The organism is Luteimonas cucumeris, from assembly GCF_007830035.1.
GTDB classification, from domain to species: Bacteria; Pseudomonadota; Gammaproteobacteria; order Xanthomonadales; family Xanthomonadaceae; genus Luteimonas_C; species Luteimonas_C cucumeris.
The window spans coordinates 399,447-417,014 of record NZ_VLKN01000003.1; the positions used below are offsets into that span (position 1 = coordinate 399,447).

At 64.3% G+C, this 17,568-nt stretch carries 19 protein-coding genes and 1 other RNA gene; 12 read left to right on the forward strand and 8 right to left on the reverse strand.

All coding sequences use genetic code 11. From position 1 onward, the window contains the following. Nucleotides 1-22 precede the first annotated feature (22 nt). The 4 genes from IP90_RS07885 to asnS form a co-directional block, all read right to left on the reverse strand. Nucleotides 23-808, reverse strand: coding sequence for an SDR family oxidoreductase (locus tag IP90_RS07885; RefSeq protein ID WP_144899060.1), 786 nt, complete (start codon nucleotides 806-808; stop codon nucleotides 23-25). A 16-nt stretch (nucleotides 809-824) separates the two neighbouring features. Then, the gene (locus IP90_RS07890; protein WP_144899061.1) at nucleotides 825-1,130 is read right to left on the reverse strand and encodes a hypothetical protein; all 306 of its coding nucleotides are present in this window, start codon (nucleotides 1,128-1,130) and stop codon (nucleotides 825-827) included. Then, nucleotides 1,127-1,432, reverse strand: coding sequence for a hypothetical protein (locus IP90_RS07895; RefSeq protein ID WP_144899062.1), 306 nt, complete (start codon nucleotides 1,430-1,432; stop codon nucleotides 1,127-1,129). Before IP90_RS07895 ends, IP90_RS07890 begins: the two co-directional genes overlap by 4 nt. A 519-nt stretch (nucleotides 1,433-1,951) precedes the next feature. After that, nucleotides 1,952-3,352, reverse strand: coding sequence for an asparagine--tRNA ligase (asnS, locus tag IP90_RS07900; protein WP_144899063.1), 1,401 nt, complete (start codon nucleotides 3,350-3,352; stop codon nucleotides 1,952-1,954). 66 nt (nucleotides 3,353-3,418) lie between these two features. On the opposite strand from asnS, the gene IP90_RS07905 reads away from it, so the two are divergent. The 8 genes from IP90_RS07905 (at nucleotide 3,419) to IP90_RS07940 (ending at nucleotide 9,690) form a co-directional block, all read left to right on the forward strand. Further along, on the forward strand, nucleotides 3,419-3,757 hold the full coding sequence (locus tag IP90_RS07905) for a HesB/IscA family protein (RefSeq protein ID WP_144899064.1): 339 nt from the start codon (nucleotides 3,419-3,421) through the stop codon (nucleotides 3,755-3,757). Between the two features lie 280 nt (nucleotides 3,758-4,037). Beyond that, the gene (gene rpsF, locus IP90_RS07910) at nucleotides 4,038-4,472 is read left to right on the forward strand and encodes a 30S ribosomal protein S6 (protein WP_144899065.1); all 435 of its coding nucleotides are present in this window, start codon (nucleotides 4,038-4,040) and stop codon (nucleotides 4,470-4,472) included. Between the two features lie 25 nt (nucleotides 4,473-4,497). After that, complete coding sequence (rpsR, locus tag IP90_RS07915) at nucleotides 4,498-4,728, forward strand: 30S ribosomal protein S18 (protein WP_137265408.1); 231 nt, start codon at nucleotides 4,498-4,500, stop codon at nucleotides 4,726-4,728. Between the two features lie 119 nt (nucleotides 4,729-4,847). Then, the gene (gene rplI, locus IP90_RS07920) at nucleotides 4,848-5,303 is read left to right on the forward strand and encodes a 50S ribosomal protein L9 (RefSeq protein ID WP_144899066.1); all 456 of its coding nucleotides are present in this window, start codon (nucleotides 4,848-4,850) and stop codon (nucleotides 5,301-5,303) included. A 278-nt stretch (nucleotides 5,304-5,581) separates the two neighbouring features. Continuing rightward, nucleotides 5,582-6,991, forward strand: a complete 1,410-nt coding sequence (locus tag IP90_RS07925; RefSeq protein WP_144899253.1) for a replicative DNA helicase — start codon at nucleotides 5,582-5,584, stop codon at nucleotides 6,989-6,991. A 27-nt stretch (nucleotides 6,992-7,018) separates the two neighbouring features. Further along, nucleotides 7,019-7,231: a KTSC domain-containing protein gene (locus IP90_RS07930; protein WP_144899067.1), complete on the forward strand. Its 213-nt coding sequence runs from the start codon at nucleotides 7,019-7,021 to the stop codon at nucleotides 7,229-7,231. Between the two features lie 139 nt (nucleotides 7,232-7,370). Further along, nucleotides 7,371-8,858, forward strand: a complete 1,488-nt coding sequence (locus IP90_RS07935; RefSeq protein ID WP_144899068.1) for a WS/DGAT/MGAT family O-acyltransferase — start codon at nucleotides 7,371-7,373, stop codon at nucleotides 8,856-8,858. 124 nt (nucleotides 8,859-8,982) lie between these two features. Then, nucleotides 8,983-9,690, forward strand: coding sequence for a YiaD family glycine zipper/OmpA-like lipoprotein (locus IP90_RS07940; RefSeq protein WP_144899069.1), 708 nt, complete (start codon nucleotides 8,983-8,985; stop codon nucleotides 9,688-9,690). Between the two features lie 81 nt (nucleotides 9,691-9,771). Here IP90_RS07940 and IP90_RS07945 read toward each other — a convergent pair whose 3' ends face one another. Together IP90_RS07945 and IP90_RS07950 are read right to left on the reverse strand one after the other, a co-directional pair. Beyond that, nucleotides 9,772-10,650 (reverse strand): DUF6999 family protein, encoded by an 879-nt coding sequence (locus tag IP90_RS07945; RefSeq protein ID WP_144899070.1) that lies wholly within the window; start codon nucleotides 10,648-10,650, stop codon nucleotides 9,772-9,774. Between the two features lie 94 nt (nucleotides 10,651-10,744). Beyond that, nucleotides 10,745-12,619 carry a 3-oxoacyl-[acyl-carrier-protein] synthase III C-terminal domain-containing protein gene (locus IP90_RS07950; RefSeq protein WP_144899071.1) on the reverse strand — a complete coding sequence of 625 codons (1,875 nt, stop codon included), beginning with the start codon at nucleotides 12,617-12,619 and terminating at the stop codon, nucleotides 10,745-10,747. A 207-nt stretch (nucleotides 12,620-12,826) separates the two neighbouring features. Between IP90_RS07950 and IP90_RS07955 the strand changes: the two genes are divergently transcribed. The 3 genes from IP90_RS07955 to IP90_RS07965 all read left to right on the forward strand — a co-directional run bounded on the left by IP90_RS07955 (nucleotide 12,827) and on the right by IP90_RS07965 (nucleotide 15,670). After that, nucleotides 12,827-13,855, forward strand: coding sequence for a glucokinase (locus IP90_RS07955; protein ID WP_144899072.1), 1,029 nt, complete (start codon nucleotides 12,827-12,829; stop codon nucleotides 13,853-13,855). Nucleotides 13,856-13,928: 73 nt separating this feature from the next. Then, on the forward strand, nucleotides 13,929-14,939 hold the full coding sequence (locus IP90_RS07960) for a glycosylasparaginase (protein WP_144899073.1): 1,011 nt from the start codon (nucleotides 13,929-13,931) through the stop codon (nucleotides 14,937-14,939). Next, nucleotides 14,936-15,670: a copper homeostasis protein CutC gene (locus IP90_RS07965; protein ID WP_144899074.1), complete on the forward strand. Its 735-nt coding sequence runs from the start codon at nucleotides 14,936-14,938 to the stop codon at nucleotides 15,668-15,670. The genes IP90_RS07960 and IP90_RS07965 overlap by 4 nt, the downstream gene beginning before the upstream one ends. Nucleotides 15,671-15,787: 117 nt before the next feature. On the opposite strand, the gene IP90_RS07970 is transcribed toward IP90_RS07965, so the two are convergent. Further along, on the reverse strand, nucleotides 15,788-16,216 hold the full coding sequence (locus IP90_RS07970; protein WP_144899075.1) for a hypothetical protein: 429 nt from the start codon (nucleotides 16,214-16,216) through the stop codon (nucleotides 15,788-15,790). A 310-nt stretch (nucleotides 16,217-16,526) separates the two neighbouring features. On the opposite strand from IP90_RS07970, the gene IP90_RS07975 reads away from it, so the two are divergent. After that, nucleotides 16,527-16,982 carry a fasciclin domain-containing protein gene (locus IP90_RS07975; RefSeq protein ID WP_144899076.1) on the forward strand — a complete coding sequence of 152 codons (456 nt, stop codon included), beginning with the start codon at nucleotides 16,527-16,529 and terminating at the stop codon, nucleotides 16,980-16,982. Between the two features lie 152 nt (nucleotides 16,983-17,134). Here the strand turns inward: IP90_RS07975 and ssrA are convergent. After that, nucleotides 17,135-17,489: a transfer-messenger RNA gene (gene ssrA, locus IP90_RS07980) on the reverse strand. Between the last annotated feature and the right edge of the window lie 79 nt (nucleotides 17,490-17,568).

A 17,568-nucleotide genomic window follows, 5' to 3' on the forward strand; every position in this document is an offset into this window, starting at 1 on the left:
TGCCGAACGGGCGAGTGGCGGCTCAGATCGAATTCATGCGGCCGCCGTCGACAGCCAGGCTGACGCCATTGATGTAGGCCGCGGCTGGTGAGCACAGGAAGGCGATCACGCCGCCGGTTTCCTCCGGCTTGGCGAAACGGCCAGCCGGAACCGTGGCTCGCATGGCGGCAAGGATCGCCTCCTCGGACTTGCCCTGCGCCTGCGCGCGATCGTGGACGATCTGTTCGATGCGTGCGGTTTCGGTATAGCCGGGCAGGACGTTGTTGACGGTGATGCCTTGCGCGGCGAGTTCGCGCGACAGGGTCTTGGCCCAGCTGGCCACCGCACCACGCACGGTGTTGGATACCCCGAGCCCTGCAATCGGTTCTTTTACCGAGGTCGAGATCACATTGACGATGCGACCCCAGCGCGCCGCCTGCATGCCGGGCAACACCGCCTGCACGAGCACCTGGTTTGCGATCAGGTGCTTGTTGAATGCGTCGAGGAAAGCAGCGGTTTCCGCGCTGTGCGCGGGGCCGCCGGGCGGGCCGCCGGTATTGTTGACGAGGATGTGCACCGGCTTGTCGCCGGTCAGCGCCTGGATGCGCGTGCGGAGGTCCTCGACGTCCGTTACGTCGGCGACGACCCAGTCATGCTGCTGCGCGCCGCTTCGGGGCAGGGCTTCGACCACCTTCTGCAAGGCGTCCGCACGACGCGCGAGCACGGTCACGTCGGCCCCGAGCAGGGCCAGTTCGTGCGCCGCAGCGCGACCGATGCCCGCGGATGCGCCGCAGACCAGGGCATGTTTGCCGGCGAGGCTCAGGTCCATGGTGTCCTCCGACGGTTCAGGCGCGGCCGCCGAGTTGCTGGATCATGCGCGGGCGCAGGTTGTCGTCGTTGAGCGCTTCCGGTGGCGCGATCTCACCGAGACTGAAGCCGCGGGCCAGGGCATCGTCTTCATCGAGGCCGTCGAGAGCCACGTACTCGGCGTCCATCAGCATCGCGCGTGCGGTGTCCTCGCTGTCGTAGACCAGCGTGTTGCCGTCGCTGTCGAAGACTTCGGCCGTCCCTGCCTCGCGCAGGCGCAGTCGCGCCCAGACGATCGTCCTGCCCAGCGTCGCCAGCCACCATTCGACGTGCCCGTCGTTCATGCCAGCACCATCGACAGCAACCAGAGCAGACCTGCCAGGGCGAGGCCGAGCAGGATCGTGGCCAACGAGATGCGCGACGGCGTCGCAAGGCCGGTGAATTGCGGATCGCGTACTTCGCGATAGCGGCCTGACAACAGCCACCACAGCGCCGAAGGCTTGAGGAAGGCGCCAGCGCCCAGGCGTGCGGAAACCGCGGGATGGCGATCGCGGATGTGCACCAGCGTCAACGGCCAGAAGATCACGAACGCGGTGGCGCCGGCGATGGCGAGGGCGACGAATAGCAGTGCGAGGAATAGAACCATATTGCGTAGTTATCCGATGAATGCGCTGGCCGCAAAATGTGTCGAGCGGCACGGTTTGGCCTTTTTGGGGGGGCATAGTATCGGGATTGCAGGGGTTTCTGCGCGTTCACATGGAGCGAACGATGAAACTTATGTCTCTAGTTGGTTGTTGCTTGTTGCTTTCCACGATAAGTGTTCAATCGAATGAGCTGGACAGCAGGGTAGTTAATTCTGCAAATACCAGAGCTTCGATGAATACGTTTGACGACATCTTCAAGGCGAAACCGAAAGTGCCGCTCGAACAATTATTCGCGGGTGTTGGAGATTCGACGAGTATGAGGCCGCACTGCCCGCGCTACCGCGATGAAGCAAGCTGTAACGCTACGAACTGGTGCCTTTGGACTGGTGCAAATTGTGTTGACGGTATTGGGGCGTCAGTCGGCACACAATAGTTGAAGTGTCTTGATTAACCTTGGCTGCAGCGTGTGAGGAAAGGTTGCGAGAAGCGTACACAAGTGCGTTTCTCGCGCTCACTGGGTGTCAGAACTCCGCATTGCCCGGCGCACGCGGGTAGGGGATGGCGTCGCGGATGTTGCCCAGCCCGCACACGTATACCACCAGCCGTTCGAAGCCCAGGCCGAAGCCCGCGTGCGGCACGGTGCCGTAGCGGCGGAAGTCGCGATACCACTGGTAGTGCGACGCATCCAGGCCGAACTGCGCGATACGCGCGTCGAGGATGTCGAGGCGTTCCTCGCGCTGCGAGCCCCCGATGATCTCGCCGATGCCCGGCGCGAGCACGTCCATCGCCGCGACGGTGCGGCCGTCGTCGTTCAGGCGCATGTAGAACGACTTGATCTGCTCCGGATAGTTGGTCACCACCACCGGACGGCCGACGTGCTGCTCGGTCAGCCAGCGCTCGTGCTCGGTCTGCAGGTCCAGGCCCCATTCGACCGGGAAGTCGAACTTCTGCCCGGACTTCTGCAGCAGCGCGACCGCATCGGTGTAGTCGATGCGCTCGAACGGCGAGTTGATGAAGGCCTCCAGCTTGCTGACCGCGGTCTTGTCGACGCGTTCGGCGAGGAACGCCAGGTCGTCGCCACGCTCGTCCAGCACGGCGCGGAACAGGTATTTGAGGAAGTCCTCCGCCAGCCGCGCATCGTCGTTGAGGTCGGCGAAGGCGATCTCCGGTTCGATCATCCAGAACTCAGCCAGGTGGCGCGTGGTGTTGCTGTTCTCGGCCCGGAATGTCGGGCCGAAAGTGTAGACCTTGCTCAACGCCAGGCAATACGCCTCGACGTTGAGCTGGCCGGACACTGTCAGGAAGGTTTCCTTGCCGAAGAAGTCGCGGCCGAAATCGACGGCGCCATCCTTGCCGAGCGGCAGGTTGGCGACGTCCAGCGTCGACACTCGGAACATCTGGCCGGCGCCCTCGGCGTCGGAGGTGGTGATGATCGGTGTACTGATCCAGTAGAAGCCGCGCTCATGGAAAAAGCGATGCACGGCCATCGCCAGGCAATGGCGGATGCGGGTGACCGCGCCAAACAGGTTGGTGCGCGGACGCAGGTGGGCGACCTCGCGCAGGAATTCCAGCGAATGCGCCTTGGGCTGGATCGGGTAGGTTTCCGGGTCCTCGACCCAGCCCACCACCTCGACGCTTTCCGCCTGGATCTCGAAACTCTGGCCCTGGCCCTGCGACGGCGCCAGAGTGCCGGTCGCGATCACCGCGCAGCCGGCGGTGAGCTTCTTCACCTCAGACTCGTAGTTGGCCAGCGTCGCCGGCGCGACCACCTGGATCGATGCGAAGCAGGAGCCGTCGCTGACGTTGACGAACGACAGTCCGGCCTTGGAGTCGCGGCGGGTGCGTACCCAGCCGCGGACCGTGACTTCGCCACCTTCGGCGACGTGTCCGGCGAGCGCCTGCTCGACGCTGATCGTCGTCATGTCTTGAATCCCCGAGTCATCGAAACGATATAGGTCGAGCAGTTTAACAAGAGTAGAATCCCGTCCATGGCCATCATCCTCGCTCCCGCCGCCCTTGAACGCGTCAAGACCTACCTGGCCGAAACGCCGGGCGCCATCGGCCTGCGTTTCGGCGTCAAGCGCACCGGCTGCTCGGGTTGGGGCTACGTGGTCGACCTGGCCCGCGAGCAGCGCGAGAGCGACACGGTCTTCGGGCAGGACGGCGTACGGATCCACGTCGATGCCGACAGCCTGGCACTGGTCGACGGCACTGAAATCGACTTCCTGAAGCAGGGGCTGAACGAGCAGTTCGTGTTCCGCAACCCCAACGTGGCGGCCGAATGCGGCTGCGGCGAAAGCTTCACGACGGACGCCGCAGCGGCTTGAGCGGCTACGGGTCGTTTCCGGGCCCGTCCAGCGTCTCGCCCCCCATCCCCGGCAAACCGACCCCGTCGAACATGGGGCGGATAAGCCCGGTGGATGGCTCCTGGAGCCTGGATTTGCCCCCAAGTCCTTGAACCGGCATAATTTCCGGCTTCCTTCCGTGTCGCGCTCTTTTCCTGGGCCTGCCGATGGAAGGAAGACCCTTGCTCCACCGCGCCCATCCGGGCGGGCGGGGAGCTGTCCGGCCCGGATGCGATCCGGGTCCCATCCACAAGGAATCACAATGCGTCATTACGAAATCGTGTTCCTGGTCCATCCGGACCAGAGCGAGCAGGTGCCGGCCATGGTCGAGCGCTACAAGAGCCTGATCGAGAACGCCGGCGGCAAGGTCCATCGTCTCGAAGACTGGGGCCGCCGCATGCTGGCTTACCCGATCCAGGACCTGGTCAAGGCCCATTACGTGCTGCTCAACATCGAAGTCGGCCAGGAAGGCCTGAACGAGCTGGTCGACGGCTTCCGCTTCAACGACGCCATCCTGCGCCACCTGGTGATGCGCCGCGACGAGGCCGACACCGAGATGTCGCTGATCATGAAGAACAAGGACGAGAAGGGCGACAAGCCCGAGCGTGGCGAGCGCCGCCGCCGTGACGAGGAAGGCGAAGGCGAGGGCAGCAATGCCGCTGCCCCCGAAGCCGACACCACCGCCGAAGCCGCCTGAGCACGCTTTCTAGGAGCATACCGCCATGTCCAAATTTTTCCGCCGCCGCAAGTTCTGCAAGTTCACCGCCGAGGGCGTCAAGGAGATCGACTACAAGGATCTCAACACCCTGCGCCAGAACCTGACCGAGACCGGCAAGATCGTGCCGAGCCGCATCACCGGTACCAAGTCGCGCTACCAGCGCCAGCTGGCCACCGCGGTCAAGCGCGCCCGCTTCCTGGCGCTGATCCCGTACACGGACAACCACAACGCCTGAGCTTGAGTCCTCTCCTGCGTGCGGGAGAGGGTTGGGTGAAGGTGAGTAACCAATACCTGTCATTCGGACAGCCAACAGTTGCGGCGCGATGCGTCGCTAACGAATACGGAGTCAATGAAATGCAACTGATCCTGCTGCAGAAAGTCGTCAACCTCGGCAACCTTGGCGACAAGGTCAACGTCAAGCCGGGTTACGGCCGCAACTACCTGGTGCCGCAAGGCAAGGCCGTGCCGGCCACCGAGGCCAACGTCGCCCAGTTCGAGGCGCGCCGCGCCGAGTACGAGGCCAAGGCCCAGGCGATCCACGACGAGGCCGAATCACGTCGCGGCAAGCTGGAAGGCGCCAGCGTCACGCTGAAGGCGAACGCCTCCGCCGAGGGCAAGTTGTACGGTTCGGTCGGTCCGCGCGACATCGCCGAAGCACTGACTGCCGCCACTGGCGTCGCCGTCGAGAAGTCGGAAGTGGTGATGGGCGAAGGCGCCATCCGCCACATCGGCGAGTTCGAGGTCATCGTGCACCTGCACGCCGACGTCGAAACCCCGGTCAAGGTGATCGTGGAAGCCGAAGCCGGCTGATACAGGACGACATCGACACAAGGACGGGCGCCGCGAGGCGCCCGTTTTCTTTTGCCCTCTAGCGAACCCGCATGTTGCGAGGCAGCATGCCGCCTTTGCTTGAAGATCACCGGTCGGTGGCCGTCATCTCACCGCATGAGAACGACCGCAGGTAAGAAAGAGGTGTTATCCACAGCTTGTTCCATCGCGAACGCACAGCCTGGACGCCTACGATGCCTGGTCGCAATCACAACCTGATCGCCTTCGACGGCTACGCTTCCCAGGAGTCACCTGCTTCGATGTCAGCACGCCCCGGTTTCCGCAACGACCTCCGCAACGACCGTGGCGACAGCCGCATCGAGCAGTTGCGCATACCTCCGCAGTCGGTCGAGGCCGAGCAGGCGGTGCTCGGAGGACTGATGCTCGCGCCGGATGCGTTCGACCGCATCGCCGACCAGATCACCGACAATGATTTCTATCGCCGCGATCACCAGCTGATCTTCCGCGCCATCCGCGAGCTTGCCGAGAAGAACCGGCCCTACGATGCGGTCACCCTGGGCGAGTGGTTCGAGTCGCAAGGCCTGATCGAGCAGGTCGCCGGCGGTGCCTATCTCGTCGAGCTGGCCAGCACCACGCCCTCGGCAGCCAACATCGCCGCCTATGCCGAGATCGTGCGCGACAAGGCGGTGCTGCGACAGCTGATCGATGTCGGCACCGGCATCGTCAACGACGGCTTCCAGCCGGACGGTCGCGACAGTGGCGAGATCCTGGCCAAGGCCGAGCAGGACGTGTTCCGCATCGCCGAGGCCGGCGCGCGCGGACGCAGCGATTTCACCCCGGTCAACAAGGCGATGGCCGAGGCCTTCGACGTGCTGCAGACCCGTTATGCCAACGGAGGCGGCATCACCGGCCTGCCAACCGGCTATACCGAGTTCGACGAGATGACCGCCGGCCTGCAGCCGACCGACCTGATCATCCTGGCCGCGCGTCCGGCCATGGGCAAGACCACGTTCGCGCTGAACATGGCCGAGTACGCCGCGATCAAGACCAAGAAGGCGGTCGCGGTGTTCTCGATGGAAATGTCGGCCAGCCAGCTGGCATTGCGCCTGATCTCGTCCAATGGCCGTGTCAATGCCACGCGCCTGCGCACCGGCCAGCTGGAGGACGAGGACTGGAGCCGCATCACCAGCGCGATCCGCATGCTGCGCGAAGGCAAGATCTTCATCGACGACACGCCGGCGCTGTCGCCGGAAGTGCTGCGCAGCAAGGCGCGGCGCCTGAAGCGCGAGCACGACCTGGGCCTGATCGTGATCGACTACCTGCAGCTGATGGCGGTGCCGGGCAACAGCGAGAACCGCGCCACCGAGATCTCCGAGATCTCGCGCGGACTCAAGGGCCTGGCCAAGGAACTGAACGTGCCGGTGATCGCGCTGTCGCAGCTCAACCGATCCCTGGAAACGCGTACCGACAAGCGTCCGGTAATGGCCGACCTGCGCGAATCCGGTGCCATCGAGCAGGATGCGGACGTGATCGTATTCATCTATCGCGACGACTACTACAACAAGGAAAACTCGCCGGACAAGGGGCTGGCCGAGATCATCATCGGCAAACAGCGTAACGGCCCGACCGGTTCGCTCAAGCTGAAGTTCTTCGGCGAATACACGCGCTTCGACAACCTGTCCCACGACAGCGTGGGAAGCTTCGAATAGCCGGGGGACCATACCGCCGGAGCCGGAATGCGCCGCGAACCAGTCGAATCGGATGCACTGCGCAGCGTCGGGTACGACCCCGACCGGCGCATCCTTGAGATCGAGTTCAACAGCGGCACGGTCTATCGTTACTTCGACGTGCCGGAAAACGTCCACACCGGTTTGATGACGGCCGGGTCGCACGGCGAATTCTTCGCCCGGCATATCCGCGACGCGGGCTTCGACTACGAGCAGCGCTAGCAGCGTTACCAACCCTGGCGACCGCTTTCACGCCCTATGGTGTCACCTGCGCGAAAACGCCACCACCATCGACGCCGATCCGCGTTGACCGCCTTCAGGCAGCCATGATTCACTGCCGCATTGCCAGCGGGAGCATGCGATGCCCAAGCAGGGCGAGGACAAGCCACGGCGCAAGCGGGCGCTGCCGAAGGAGGCCATGTCGCGCGTCGATACCGCGTGGCTGCGCATGGAGCGCCCGACCAACCCGATGATGATCACCGGCGTGCTGATGTTCGCCGAGCCGATGTCGCTGGCGAAGCTGAAGCAGGTGATCCGGAAACGTTTCCTGTCGTACGCACGATTCCGGCAGAAACCGGTGAATACTGCTGCAGGCGCAGCATGGCAGGACGACGAGCACTTCGACCTAGACCGGCACGTACAGCTGGCCGCCTTGCCCGGCCGTGGCGACCGGCGCGTTTCCGAAAAAAGGGCGCTGGAGCGCTTCGTCAGCCAGTTGGCATCCAGCCCGCTCGACAAGGCCAGGCCACTCTGGCAGTTCCACCTGGTTGAGAAATACGACAGTGGTTCCGCGCTGGTCGCGCGCATCCACCACAGCTACGCCGACGGCATCGCGCTGGTACAGGTGCTGCTGTCGTTGACCGACACGAAGCGCGTGCCGGACAAGGGCAGCGAACTGGCCAAGGCCTGGTTGAAGCAGGATGGCGTCGATGTCGCGCGCCGCGTCGGCGCGGTCGAGCGTTACACGCGGCTCGGCGGCAAGATGTTCGGCAAGGGCGTGGCAATGGTCCAGGATCCGACGCTGGCCGCGATGCTGGCCAGGGAAGGTGGCGAGATCGCACGCGAGTTGTTGTACGCGCTGGCCCTGCCGGACGACCCGCCGTCGATGCTGCGCGGCAAGCTCGGCGTCAGCAAGCGCGTGGCCTGGGCGCCACCGTTGGACCTGGAAGAGGTCAAGGCGGTCGGCCGTGCCTGCGATTGCACGGTCAACGACGTGCTGATGGCTGCCGCCGCCGGCGCATTGCGCGACTACATGCTGGAGCGCGGCGACGATGTCGAAGGCATGACCTTGCGCGCGACCGTGCCGGTCAACCTGCGTCCGCTCGAACACGCTCGCAAGCTCGGCAACCATTTCGGCCTGGTATTCCTCGACTTGCCAGTCGGCGAGGGCAACCCGGTCCGCCGGCTGGAGCACGTGGCCGAATGCATGAACCAGCTGAAGGGGTCGCGGCAGGCGATCGTCGCTTTCGGCCTGCTGGCGGCGCTGGGCATGGCGCCGACTGCGTTGCAGGGCCTGGCGCTGGAATTGTTCAGCCGCAAGGCCAGTGCCGTGGCCACCAATGTGCCCGGGCCACAGCAACCGCTGTACATGGCCGGCCGCACCTTGCGCGAGATGATGTTCTGGGTGCCGCAGACCGGCTCGATCGGCATCGGCATATCGATCCTCAGCTACAACGGCCGCGTGCATTTTGGACTGATCGCCGATGCGAAACTCATCCCCGACCCGGACGCCGTGATCCGTCGCTTCGGTCCCGAGTTCGACAAGCTGCTGTACCTGGCGCTGATGGGCGACTGGGAGCGCTCGCTGGATTCGGTATCCGCGTATGCGCTGATGTCCGAGGAAGGCTGAACCGGATGTATGTATCGCTGCAGCCGTTTGGGTTTCCGTCACCCATCGGCGACGTGCGCATGATTAGCTTGTCGGCGCTGATCCATTCGGCAACGATCAATTGCCAGAGACGAGGAGAGTCACGATGAACCTGTTCAAGCAATCCGCGATCGCAGCGGTCGTCTCCGCCAGCATGCTGCTGGCCGGTTGCGCCAGCAGTGGCGGCTATTACGGCAACCAAGCCCCGCCGCCCAACCAGCAGGGGCAGCAGGGCGGAATGAGCCAGACCAGCAAGGGCGCGCTGATCGGTGCCGCGATCGGTGCCGCGGCCGGCCTGCTCAGTGGCGGTGATGCTACCGAGCGTCGCCAGCGCGCACTGGTCGGCGTCGGCGTAGGTGGCCTGACCGGCGGCGCCATCGGTGCCTACCAGGACCGTCAGGAAAAGATCCTGCGAGAGCGTACCGCCGGCACCGGCGTCGATGTGATCCGCGAAGGCGACAACATCACCCTCAACATGCCCAGCGGCATCACCTTCGCGTTCGACAGCGCCAACCTGGATCCCAACTTCTATCCGGTACTGGACAATGTCGCCAACACGCTGCGCGAGTACAACCAGACCGTCATCGAAGTCGCTGGCCATACCGACAGCGTCGGCACAGAGGCCTACAACCAGGCCTTGTCCGAGCGCCGCGCCAATGCGGTCGGTAATTACCTGATGGGCAAGGGGCTGATGCGCGACCGCTTCATCATCGTCGGCGCCGGCGAATCGCATCCGATCGCCAGCAACGAGACCGAATCGGGCAGGGCGCAGAACCGCCGCGTCGAGATCACGCTGGTGCCGGTGCGCTCGTAATCCGTATCGATGTGCCTCCAGAAAAACGGGCCGCGAACGCGGCCCGTTTTTTCTTGCGTCATCGACGACGGCCGCGATTTCTCAGGCGGCAGCCGCCTGCTCCGCCTTGGCGCGACTCAGCAAGGCATGCAGCATTTCCGTCGACAAGCCATGCAGCACCAGCCGGAAGCCCGCACGCAGCGTGGTCAGCGGCACCAGCGGATGCTTGTTGTTGAGGAACACCAGGTATTCCGGCTTCCTCAGCAGGGTGGCGGCGTAGATCGCGATCACTTCGTCCAGTTGCAGCGAATTGGTCGCCCGCCAGAAGTCGTTGTCGGTCAGGAACAGCTGGTACACCGGCGTGTAGACCTCGATCGCGGTCTGCAGGTCGATGAAGTTGGTCCAGCGATCCGGCATGTCCTGCAGTCGTAGCGAAGGCTGTTCGATCATCGAAAAGTCGGGGCGTTGCGGTGGTTGGATCGGCTTGCCGCCGAGCGCCCTGTTGAGATCGATGACGAAGTTGAACAGGTTGAGGTCGTGCTGCAGGAATACGTCGCCGCGCAGCGCGTCGATGTCGGCCGGCTTCAGCGGATGCGACGGTAGCGTCTGGCCGGGCAAGGCGTTCCTGCCGATGAACGCCAGCACCTGCGAGCCGAGATGGAAGTGGCGCAGGATCAGCCAGTTCGCTTCAGGCCGCACAAAGGTCTTCATGCCCCACACGATCAGCCGGTGCAGCACCGGCGACGAGGTCAGGCTTTTCGGCATCACAATTTTCAGCAACTGGATCAGCACGATTGCCAGTCGTGCCAGCGGACGCACCACTGGCAGCACGAACTGGCGCGAGCGGGAGGCCGCATCAGACAGCCAGGCACGCTTGACCTCGTCGGCCAGGGGACCGCTGGCGTCGAGGTAGAGCGCCAGCCATGGGTTCGGGTCGCGCGGATCGTGCGGTGCATCGAGCCACTGTTCGGTCCTGCTCACATCCACCTCATCGTTCTGCCGTGCGTGGGGATGACGCGTCGATGCGGAAGGCCTCAGGTCGCGATGCGCCTGGCGCCGAAGTTTCTCCCGCAACTCAACGGATCATCTCCAGCTGTCGCGCGTAGAGTACCGCGGTGTGGCGCGCATCATCGACGATCTCGTCGGCGATGGCGCGGCCACCGATCGCAAGCGCCACCTCGACGGCGGCCAGCCAGCGCTGCAGGTGGGCCACATCGTTCTCGCCGTGGTAGGCAAGGAAGTTGAAGCTGCGTCCCAGCCAGCCCAGTCGCTGCCTCAGCAGTGGCAGTAGCGCCGGCACGATGCGCTGGCCGGTACCCTCGATGATGTACATCGCGCCGAGCAGGCCGAGGGCGTCCGGCTGCGCCGCGCGTGCGTGCAGGTAGGCGTTCAATGCCTCGCCGCCGGGATTGCGCTTGAGTTCGTCGAGCGACGCGACCTTGCCGCCGGCAGTGCGGTAATCCTCGAACAGCACGTTGTAGTCGAACTGCTCGTCGTCGGCATGGTGGTGCACGGTGTCGCGCAGCACCGCGTATTTGGGCGTGAGACGATCGGCGGCCTCGCGCATCCACAGGCTGCCCTGCCGCACCTGTGGCACCCATTGTTCCATCCAGTTCACGTAGTCGGGCTTGCCGACGCTGCCGTCGAGAATCTTGCCCACCAGCGGCGTGCGCCAGACACGGCTGCGGTAGTCGTGCCAGACCAGTGCCAGTTCGCGCAGCAGGCGCGCGACTTCGGGCAGCTGCCGGTCGTCGGCAGTGTGTGGCGGTTCCGGCAGTGGCGTGGGCGAGGCCGGCTCGGCCGGCCGTGCTTTCGTCGTTGCAGATACGGCCGGCGTGGCGGCATCGACCACCTTGAGCAGGGCGAAGGCGACGGTGAAACGCCCGGACTCCGGCACGAACAACAGGATCGTCTCGCCCGGTTGCGGCCGGCGTTCGCGCATGAAATCGTCGAGCATGGTGAAAATCGACGCCGAACCGAGATTGCCGCGGAACCTGAGGTTGCTATACCACTTGTGTTCGGGGATTTCGAGCTGCGCCAGCTGCAGGCACTGCTTCACGACCGGCGCGAAGCGTTCCGACGAATAGTGGCAGAGGAAGTGGTCGACGCGCGACGGATCGATCGCGCCGGACTGCGCCAGCTTTACGTATTCATGCGTGGCCACGTCGAACAGTTGCGGCAGCAGGCGGATGTCCTGGCGCAGCAGCATGGCGCCGGCGGCATCGGCGGTGCTGAAATCCTCGTGGTCGCCCCAGGGGCGTCCGTCCGGCGCCTGCCCGGCCTGCATGCACAGTGGCAATTCGCCGGAAAACGATTTGAGATGCAGCTGTTCGAGCTTCAGCGAGATGCCGTCGCCGGGGCGCGTCGACAGCCGCCAGGCACCAGCGCCGTCGGAGAGCATCCAGCGCAGGAAGTGCGCGTCGAAATCAGCGTTGTAACCGCCCGGCGCGAATCGCGAACGCTTGAACAGGCGTGACGGGAATTCCGCCGCTGCGACCACGGCATTGCGATGCTGGCCGTGCTGCAACGCCAGCGCCGCATGCTGCAGCGCCGCCATGCCCGACGCACAGACGCCATGGTGGCTGGCAGTGGTCATGGCCGGCGCACGCAGTTCCGCCTGCACCATGTTGGCGAAGCCCGGCAGGATCAGGTCGCCGGAGGAGCTGGCGGCGGCCAGCAGGTCGATCCCGGCCAGCGCCGACTGGACATCATAGCCGAGGCAGGCTCGCACCGCGTTGGCCGCGAGCGCCGCGCAGCTGTGCGTGCTGCGGCCATGTTCGTCTATGGCGTAATGACGGGTCTGGATGCCGTTCTCGCCAAGGATGCGGCGCTTGATGCGCGGCGATAACGCATTCAGCGGCGCGATGTAGCGGTCGATGTCGCGATTGCCGACAGGCTCGCCAGGAAAGTACGCACCGGTGGCGGTGATATAGACGTCGTCGAACGGCATGCGGTTTCCTTGTGGCCAATGGCTTTATACCGAAAACCCGGGTACCGCCGTAAGCCAGGCACCTTCGAAGGCGGTTGCCGCGACGACAGGCTGCGGAACGGCGCCGTGCAATGTCCGTCCGCGATGGGAATGTCGCACGGAATGTTCAATAATCACCGCACGGAATCCACCGCGCCGTAACCCGGCAACCCTCACGACGGAAGCGCAATGGCCCAAAGCGCAATCGCAACGCTGCCTGCCGGGTCGTTGCTGGAGCGGCCCTTCATCGCCGCGGATGTCGGCGGCACCCATGCCAGGATCGCGTTGATGCAGGCGGGCATGGGCCATGATGCGGCGACGATGCTGCATTACCGGCAGTACGTCTGCGCCGAACACGAAAGCCTGTCGGCGATCGCGCGCGACTTCATCGAGACGATCGGCGTGGACCAGGCCCGGCGCGCAGCCATCGCCATTGCCGGAGTGCTGCGCGGCGATGAGCTGGTCAATTCCAATCTGCCGTGGCCCGTATCGTTGTCGCAGATGCAGCAGGCGTTGTCGCTGGACGAACTGGTGCTGATCAACGATTTCGAGGCGATGGCCCACGCCACGCCCTACATCGATCCGGCCGCAGCCGTGCTGCTCGCCGGTCCGTCGACTTCCCAGCCAGCCGGACCGACGCTGGTCATCGGCCCGGGTACGGGACTGGGCGCGGCCTTGTGGTCGCCGGCCTCATCGCGAGGCGGTCGCGCCAGTGTATTGGCCACCGAAGCCGGCCATGCCGCGCTGGCGCCGGGCAACGAGCGTGAACTGGAAATCCTGCGCCGGCTGTTGCAGCGCTGGCCCCATGTCGACAACGAACGCGTACTGTCGGGACCGGGATTGCTCAGCACCTATCGCTGCCTGTGCGAGATGGACGGGACTGCACCGCGCCTTGCGGTGCCCACCGATATCGCGCAGGCGGCGCAACGTGGCGACGATGCGCAGGCGTTGGAAGCCCTGCAGGTGTTCTGCGCCATGCTTGGCAGCCTGGTCGGCGACCTGGTGCTGATGTTCGGCGCCCGGGCGGTGTACCTCGCGGGCGGCATTCCCGCGCACATCGCCCCGTTCCTGCTGCGAAGCGATTTCGCCACGCGCTTCCTCAACAAGGGCGTACTGCGTACCGTGCTGGAGCGCGTGCCGGTGCGGGTGATCGAGCACGGCCGCTTCGGACTGATCGGCGCCGCGGCCTGGTACATGGACCGCGACGCGGCCGAATGATCTTCGTTGCGGGGCCGTCGCCAAGACGGCCCGGCATTCGTGCGCACGGCGCACCCAGACTGGAATCCAGATGATGACGACACGCCGCGACTTCCTGCAGACCTCATTGCTGGCCGGCGGTGCTTTGGCGTTGCCGCGTGCGATGCGCGCCGATCCCGCAAACTCGTCGGCGCGCATCGTGTCGACCTGGGATTTCGGCGTGTCGGCCAACCAGGCGGCATGGCAGGTCATCGCGAAGGGCGGTTCCGCGCTGGATGCCGTCGAAGCCGGTGCACGCTGGGCCGAGAGCGAACTGTGCAATCCCACCGTGGGGCGCTGCGGCAATCCGGATCGCGATGGCGTCCTGACCCTGGACGCCAGCATCATGGATGGCGATGGCCGCTGTGGCGCGGTGGCCGCGCTGCAGGACATCGCGCATCCGGTGTCGGTGGCTCGGCGGGTGATGGAACGGACGCCGCACGTGCTGCTGGTGGGCGAGGGCGCGCAGCAGTTCGCGGTGCAGCAGGGGTTTCCCAGGGAAGAACTGCTGACGCCCGAGGCGGAAAAGGCCTGGCGCGAGTGGTTGAAGACCGCGCAGTACCAGCCACGGATCAATGCCGAGCGCACCAAGGTGCCGGGCAACAAGGAAAACCACGACACTCTGGGCATCCTCGCCCTCGATGCCGGTGGCAGGCTCGCCGGTGCCTGCACCACCAGCGGCATGGCCTGGAAGATGCACGGCCGCGTTGGCGACAGCCCGATCATCGGTGCTGGCCTGTACGTCGACAACGAGGTCGGTGCGGCGACCGCATCGGGCGTCGGCGAAGAGATGATCCGCAACGCCGCGAGCTTCCTCGTCGTCGAACTGATGCGGCAGGGACGCTCGCCGGCCGAGGCCTGCCGCGAGGCGATCGACCGCGTCGTGCGCAAGCGGCCGGAAGCCAGCAGGACGCTGCAGGTCTGTTTCCTTGCCATCAACAAAAACGGCGATGTAGGCGCGCATGCACTGCACAAAGGCTTCGTCTACGCCATGCACGATGCCGGGGCAGGACCGCACGACAAACTGCACGAAGCCGCGTCGGTGTATGCGACGGAACAGAAATGAGCCGGCCCCTGCTTGAAATTGCGGCCAATTCGCTCGCCTCGGCAATGGCGGCCCAGGAGGGCGGCGCCGACCGCATCGAGTTGTGCGAGAACCTGGGCGAGGGCGGCACCACGCCTTCGCACGGCACCCTGGCGGTCACGCGCGAGCGCCTGCGCATCCCGCTGTACGTGCTGATCCGTCCGCGTGGCGGCGACTTCCTGTACGACGATGCGGAATTCGAAGTAATGCGCCGCGACATTGAGCACTGCGTCGGGCTGGGCTGCGACGGCGTGGTGATCGGTGCACTGGAGGCCGATGGCACCATCGACGCATCGCGATGTCGCGAACTGGTCGCAGCAGCCGGCACGCTTGGCGTGACCTTCCATCGCGCCTTCGATGCCACCTGCGATCAGGTGCAGGCATTGCAGGCGATCATCGGACTGGGCTGCGAACGCGTGCTGACCTCCGGCGCATGCGCCAATGCCCTGATGGGTGCCGCCAACATCGCAGCCTCGGTGCGCCAGGCGGGCGACCGCATCCGCGTCATGGCTGGCGCCGGCGTCGACGCGGCAAACATCGGACAACTGGCCGCGCTCAGTAGCGCGCACGAATTCCATGCCTCGGCGCGATCGATGCGTATCTCCGCCATGCGCTATCGCAACCCTGGCCTACCGGGCCTGTCCAGCGACTGGCTGCAGACCGATGTCGAGCACGTGCGCGGACTGGTGGTTGCGTTGCACAGATTACAGTGACCTGAGCAGGAGAACGCGCTCACAGGAACCCGATCCAGTAAAAGCTAAGGGCCGCTTGCGCGGCCCATATTGCGTATCAGTGGCCATGGAAGAACGACCTGCTGGCGGGGCCTGGGACTATGGATTTCTCAGGCAACGATCGATGTCGTTATAGCGTGCACGCCAAGCACTCAAGGGTTTCATGTCTTCTGGTTCGCTCCACAGGACGGCATCGCGTAGGTCTTCACGGATCAGGGCGATCAGATCACGGTTTTCGAGATCATGGGTTGCATCAGGGAAAGTGGATGCGATCAGTTCGGCATGCAACTGCTTTAGGCTCAGTTGCCGCGTACCTGCCCAAGACTCGAACTCACGTGACAGCGCACGAATCAAGCGCCGCGGATGCCATCGTTCGCTATTCGATAGTGGCGCAGCGCCTTGCAGCTTCGCCGCGGATACGCGCCAACCTTCGTTCTCAGCGTTCTCCAACGCCAGCGCCAACTGTGTCTGCGAGAATTCTCTCGATCGCTCGATATCAACTTGACGATGTAGTTTTTGCGGATTCATGTGTGACTCGAAGGGCGATGGACATCGTAGCGATGACTCATTTACAGAAGTGCCAGCCTGACTATGGGCTCCATCCGCAGCAATAGATTAATTATCCGACGGACGGCATGCAGTTACCTCAAAGTCATGGGGTTCGGCGCACTATCCAATGGCTCCGCGACGCAATGTCGCAACGCTCCACTCAGCCGCGCTGCACCATCCATTCCCTCTCCGCACTGAGCATCGCACTTTCGCCCCAAGCGGAAGTCTCGGCTTCGGCCGCATCCGATTCGATGTCTTACCCGGATCGCACTCAAAAGGCGTCACTCAAATGAACAATTCCCATAATTCAACGACCGGCACCAACGTGCTCGACACGGCGGCTGCGAACGGCACCTTCAAGACCTTTGGCAAAGCCGTCGAGCAGGCCGGGTTGAGCGAAACGTTGCGCGGCCCTGGTCCATTCACGATCTTTGCGCCCACGGATTCGGCGTTCGATAAACTGCCGGCAGGCAAGCTCGAAAACCTGATGAAGCCCGAAAACAAAGCCGAGTTGGTTTCGATCCTTAACTATCACGTCGTCAGCGGACGCAAGAGCGCTGCTGATGTCGGCAAATGGGAAGCGGCAAGAACGATCAATGGCCAGTCTGCACCGATCAAGCTGGTCGACAACAAGGTCGTCATCGATGGTGCGCAGGTCACGACTGCAGACATTGGTTCCAGCAACGGCGTTATCCATGGAATCGACAAGGTGAACTTGCCATCCGCGACTGAGCTCAAGCAATAAGTTAGACCGTGAAGCAATGACATGCGGCAGAGAGAAATCTCTGCCGTTTTCAATGGGAAACTGCTCGACGTTGCGAGTTGGATCGCGTCAGCGATCATGGAGCCAGATCCTGCAAAAAGCCACGGGCCGCTTGCGCGGCCCGTGGCTTCGATTGGTGGAGGTGGGGGGAATCGAACCCCCGTCCGAAGGCACTCCATCCCCGGCACTACATGCTTAGCTCGCCGTTAGGTCTCGCTCCGGGGAAACACGGCGTGCAAAGCACACCCCGGCACATACCCGCTAAGGTTGAACCGCGGTTGGCGGGTCGCCGCCGCGATCGATTCCGTGATGATGACCCTACATCCACGAGCACGGACACAAGTGGGTTCGGGGCTTACGCCTTAAGCGGCGAGAGCGTAGTTGTCGTCGTTGGCAACTAGAGTTTTGCAGCTGGATTTACGAGGAAAGCTACCCCCTCGGCATGCGCCAAGCGATTTCGCGACCCCCGTCGAAGCCAGGTGCACCCCCGGGATGTCGATGTCGCTGACCGGGTCAGTATAGGGCCTGCCGACCAGGGCTCAAGATCGCACCCGCCGGGCGCACAGCC

Excerpts from the sequence above, each read along its gene's own strand:
- IP90_RS07885 (WP_144899060.1), bottom strand. The coding sequence starts at position 808 with ATGGACCTGAGCCTCGCCGGCAAACATGCCCTGGTCTGCGGCGCATCC.
- IP90_RS07890 (WP_144899061.1), bottom strand. The coding sequence starts at position 1,130 with ATGAACGACGGGCACGTCGAATGGTGGCTGGCGACGCTGGGCAGGACG.
- IP90_RS07895 (WP_144899062.1), bottom strand. The coding sequence starts at position 1,432 with ATGGTTCTATTCCTCGCACTGCTATTCGTCGCCCTCGCCATCGCCGGC.
- asnS (WP_144899063.1), bottom strand. The coding sequence starts at position 3,352 with ATGACGACGATCAGCGTCGAGCAGGCGCTCGCCGGACACGTCGCCGAA.
- IP90_RS07905 (WP_144899064.1), top strand. The coding sequence starts at position 3,419 with ATGGCCATCATCCTCGCTCCCGCCGCCCTTGAACGCGTCAAGACCTAC.
- rpsF (WP_144899065.1), top strand. The coding sequence starts at position 4,038 with ATGCGTCATTACGAAATCGTGTTCCTGGTCCATCCGGACCAGAGCGAG.
- rpsR (WP_137265408.1), top strand. The coding sequence starts at position 4,498 with ATGTCCAAATTTTTCCGCCGCCGCAAGTTCTGCAAGTTCACCGCCGAG.
- rplI (WP_144899066.1), top strand. The coding sequence starts at position 4,848 with ATGCAACTGATCCTGCTGCAGAAAGTCGTCAACCTCGGCAACCTTGGC.
- IP90_RS07925 (WP_144899253.1), top strand. The coding sequence starts at position 5,582 with ATGTCAGCACGCCCCGGTTTCCGCAACGACCTCCGCAACGACCGTGGC.
- IP90_RS07930 (WP_144899067.1), top strand. The coding sequence starts at position 7,019 with ATGCGCCGCGAACCAGTCGAATCGGATGCACTGCGCAGCGTCGGGTAC.
- IP90_RS07935 (WP_144899068.1), top strand. The coding sequence starts at position 7,371 with ATGCCCAAGCAGGGCGAGGACAAGCCACGGCGCAAGCGGGCGCTGCCG.
- IP90_RS07940 (WP_144899069.1), top strand. The coding sequence starts at position 8,983 with ATGAACCTGTTCAAGCAATCCGCGATCGCAGCGGTCGTCTCCGCCAGC.
- IP90_RS07950 (WP_144899071.1), bottom strand. The coding sequence starts at position 12,619 with ATGCCGTTCGACGACGTCTATATCACCGCCACCGGTGCGTACTTTCCT.
- IP90_RS07955 (WP_144899072.1), top strand. The coding sequence starts at position 12,827 with ATGGCCCAAAGCGCAATCGCAACGCTGCCTGCCGGGTCGTTGCTGGAG.
- IP90_RS07960 (WP_144899073.1), top strand. The coding sequence starts at position 13,929 with ATGACGACACGCCGCGACTTCCTGCAGACCTCATTGCTGGCCGGCGGT.
- IP90_RS07965 (WP_144899074.1), top strand. The coding sequence starts at position 14,936 with ATGAGCCGGCCCCTGCTTGAAATTGCGGCCAATTCGCTCGCCTCGGCA.
- IP90_RS07970 (WP_144899075.1), bottom strand. The coding sequence starts at position 16,216 with ATGAATCCGCAAAAACTACATCGTCAAGTTGATATCGAGCGATCGAGA.
- IP90_RS07975 (WP_144899076.1), top strand. The coding sequence starts at position 16,527 with ATGAACAATTCCCATAATTCAACGACCGGCACCAACGTGCTCGACACG.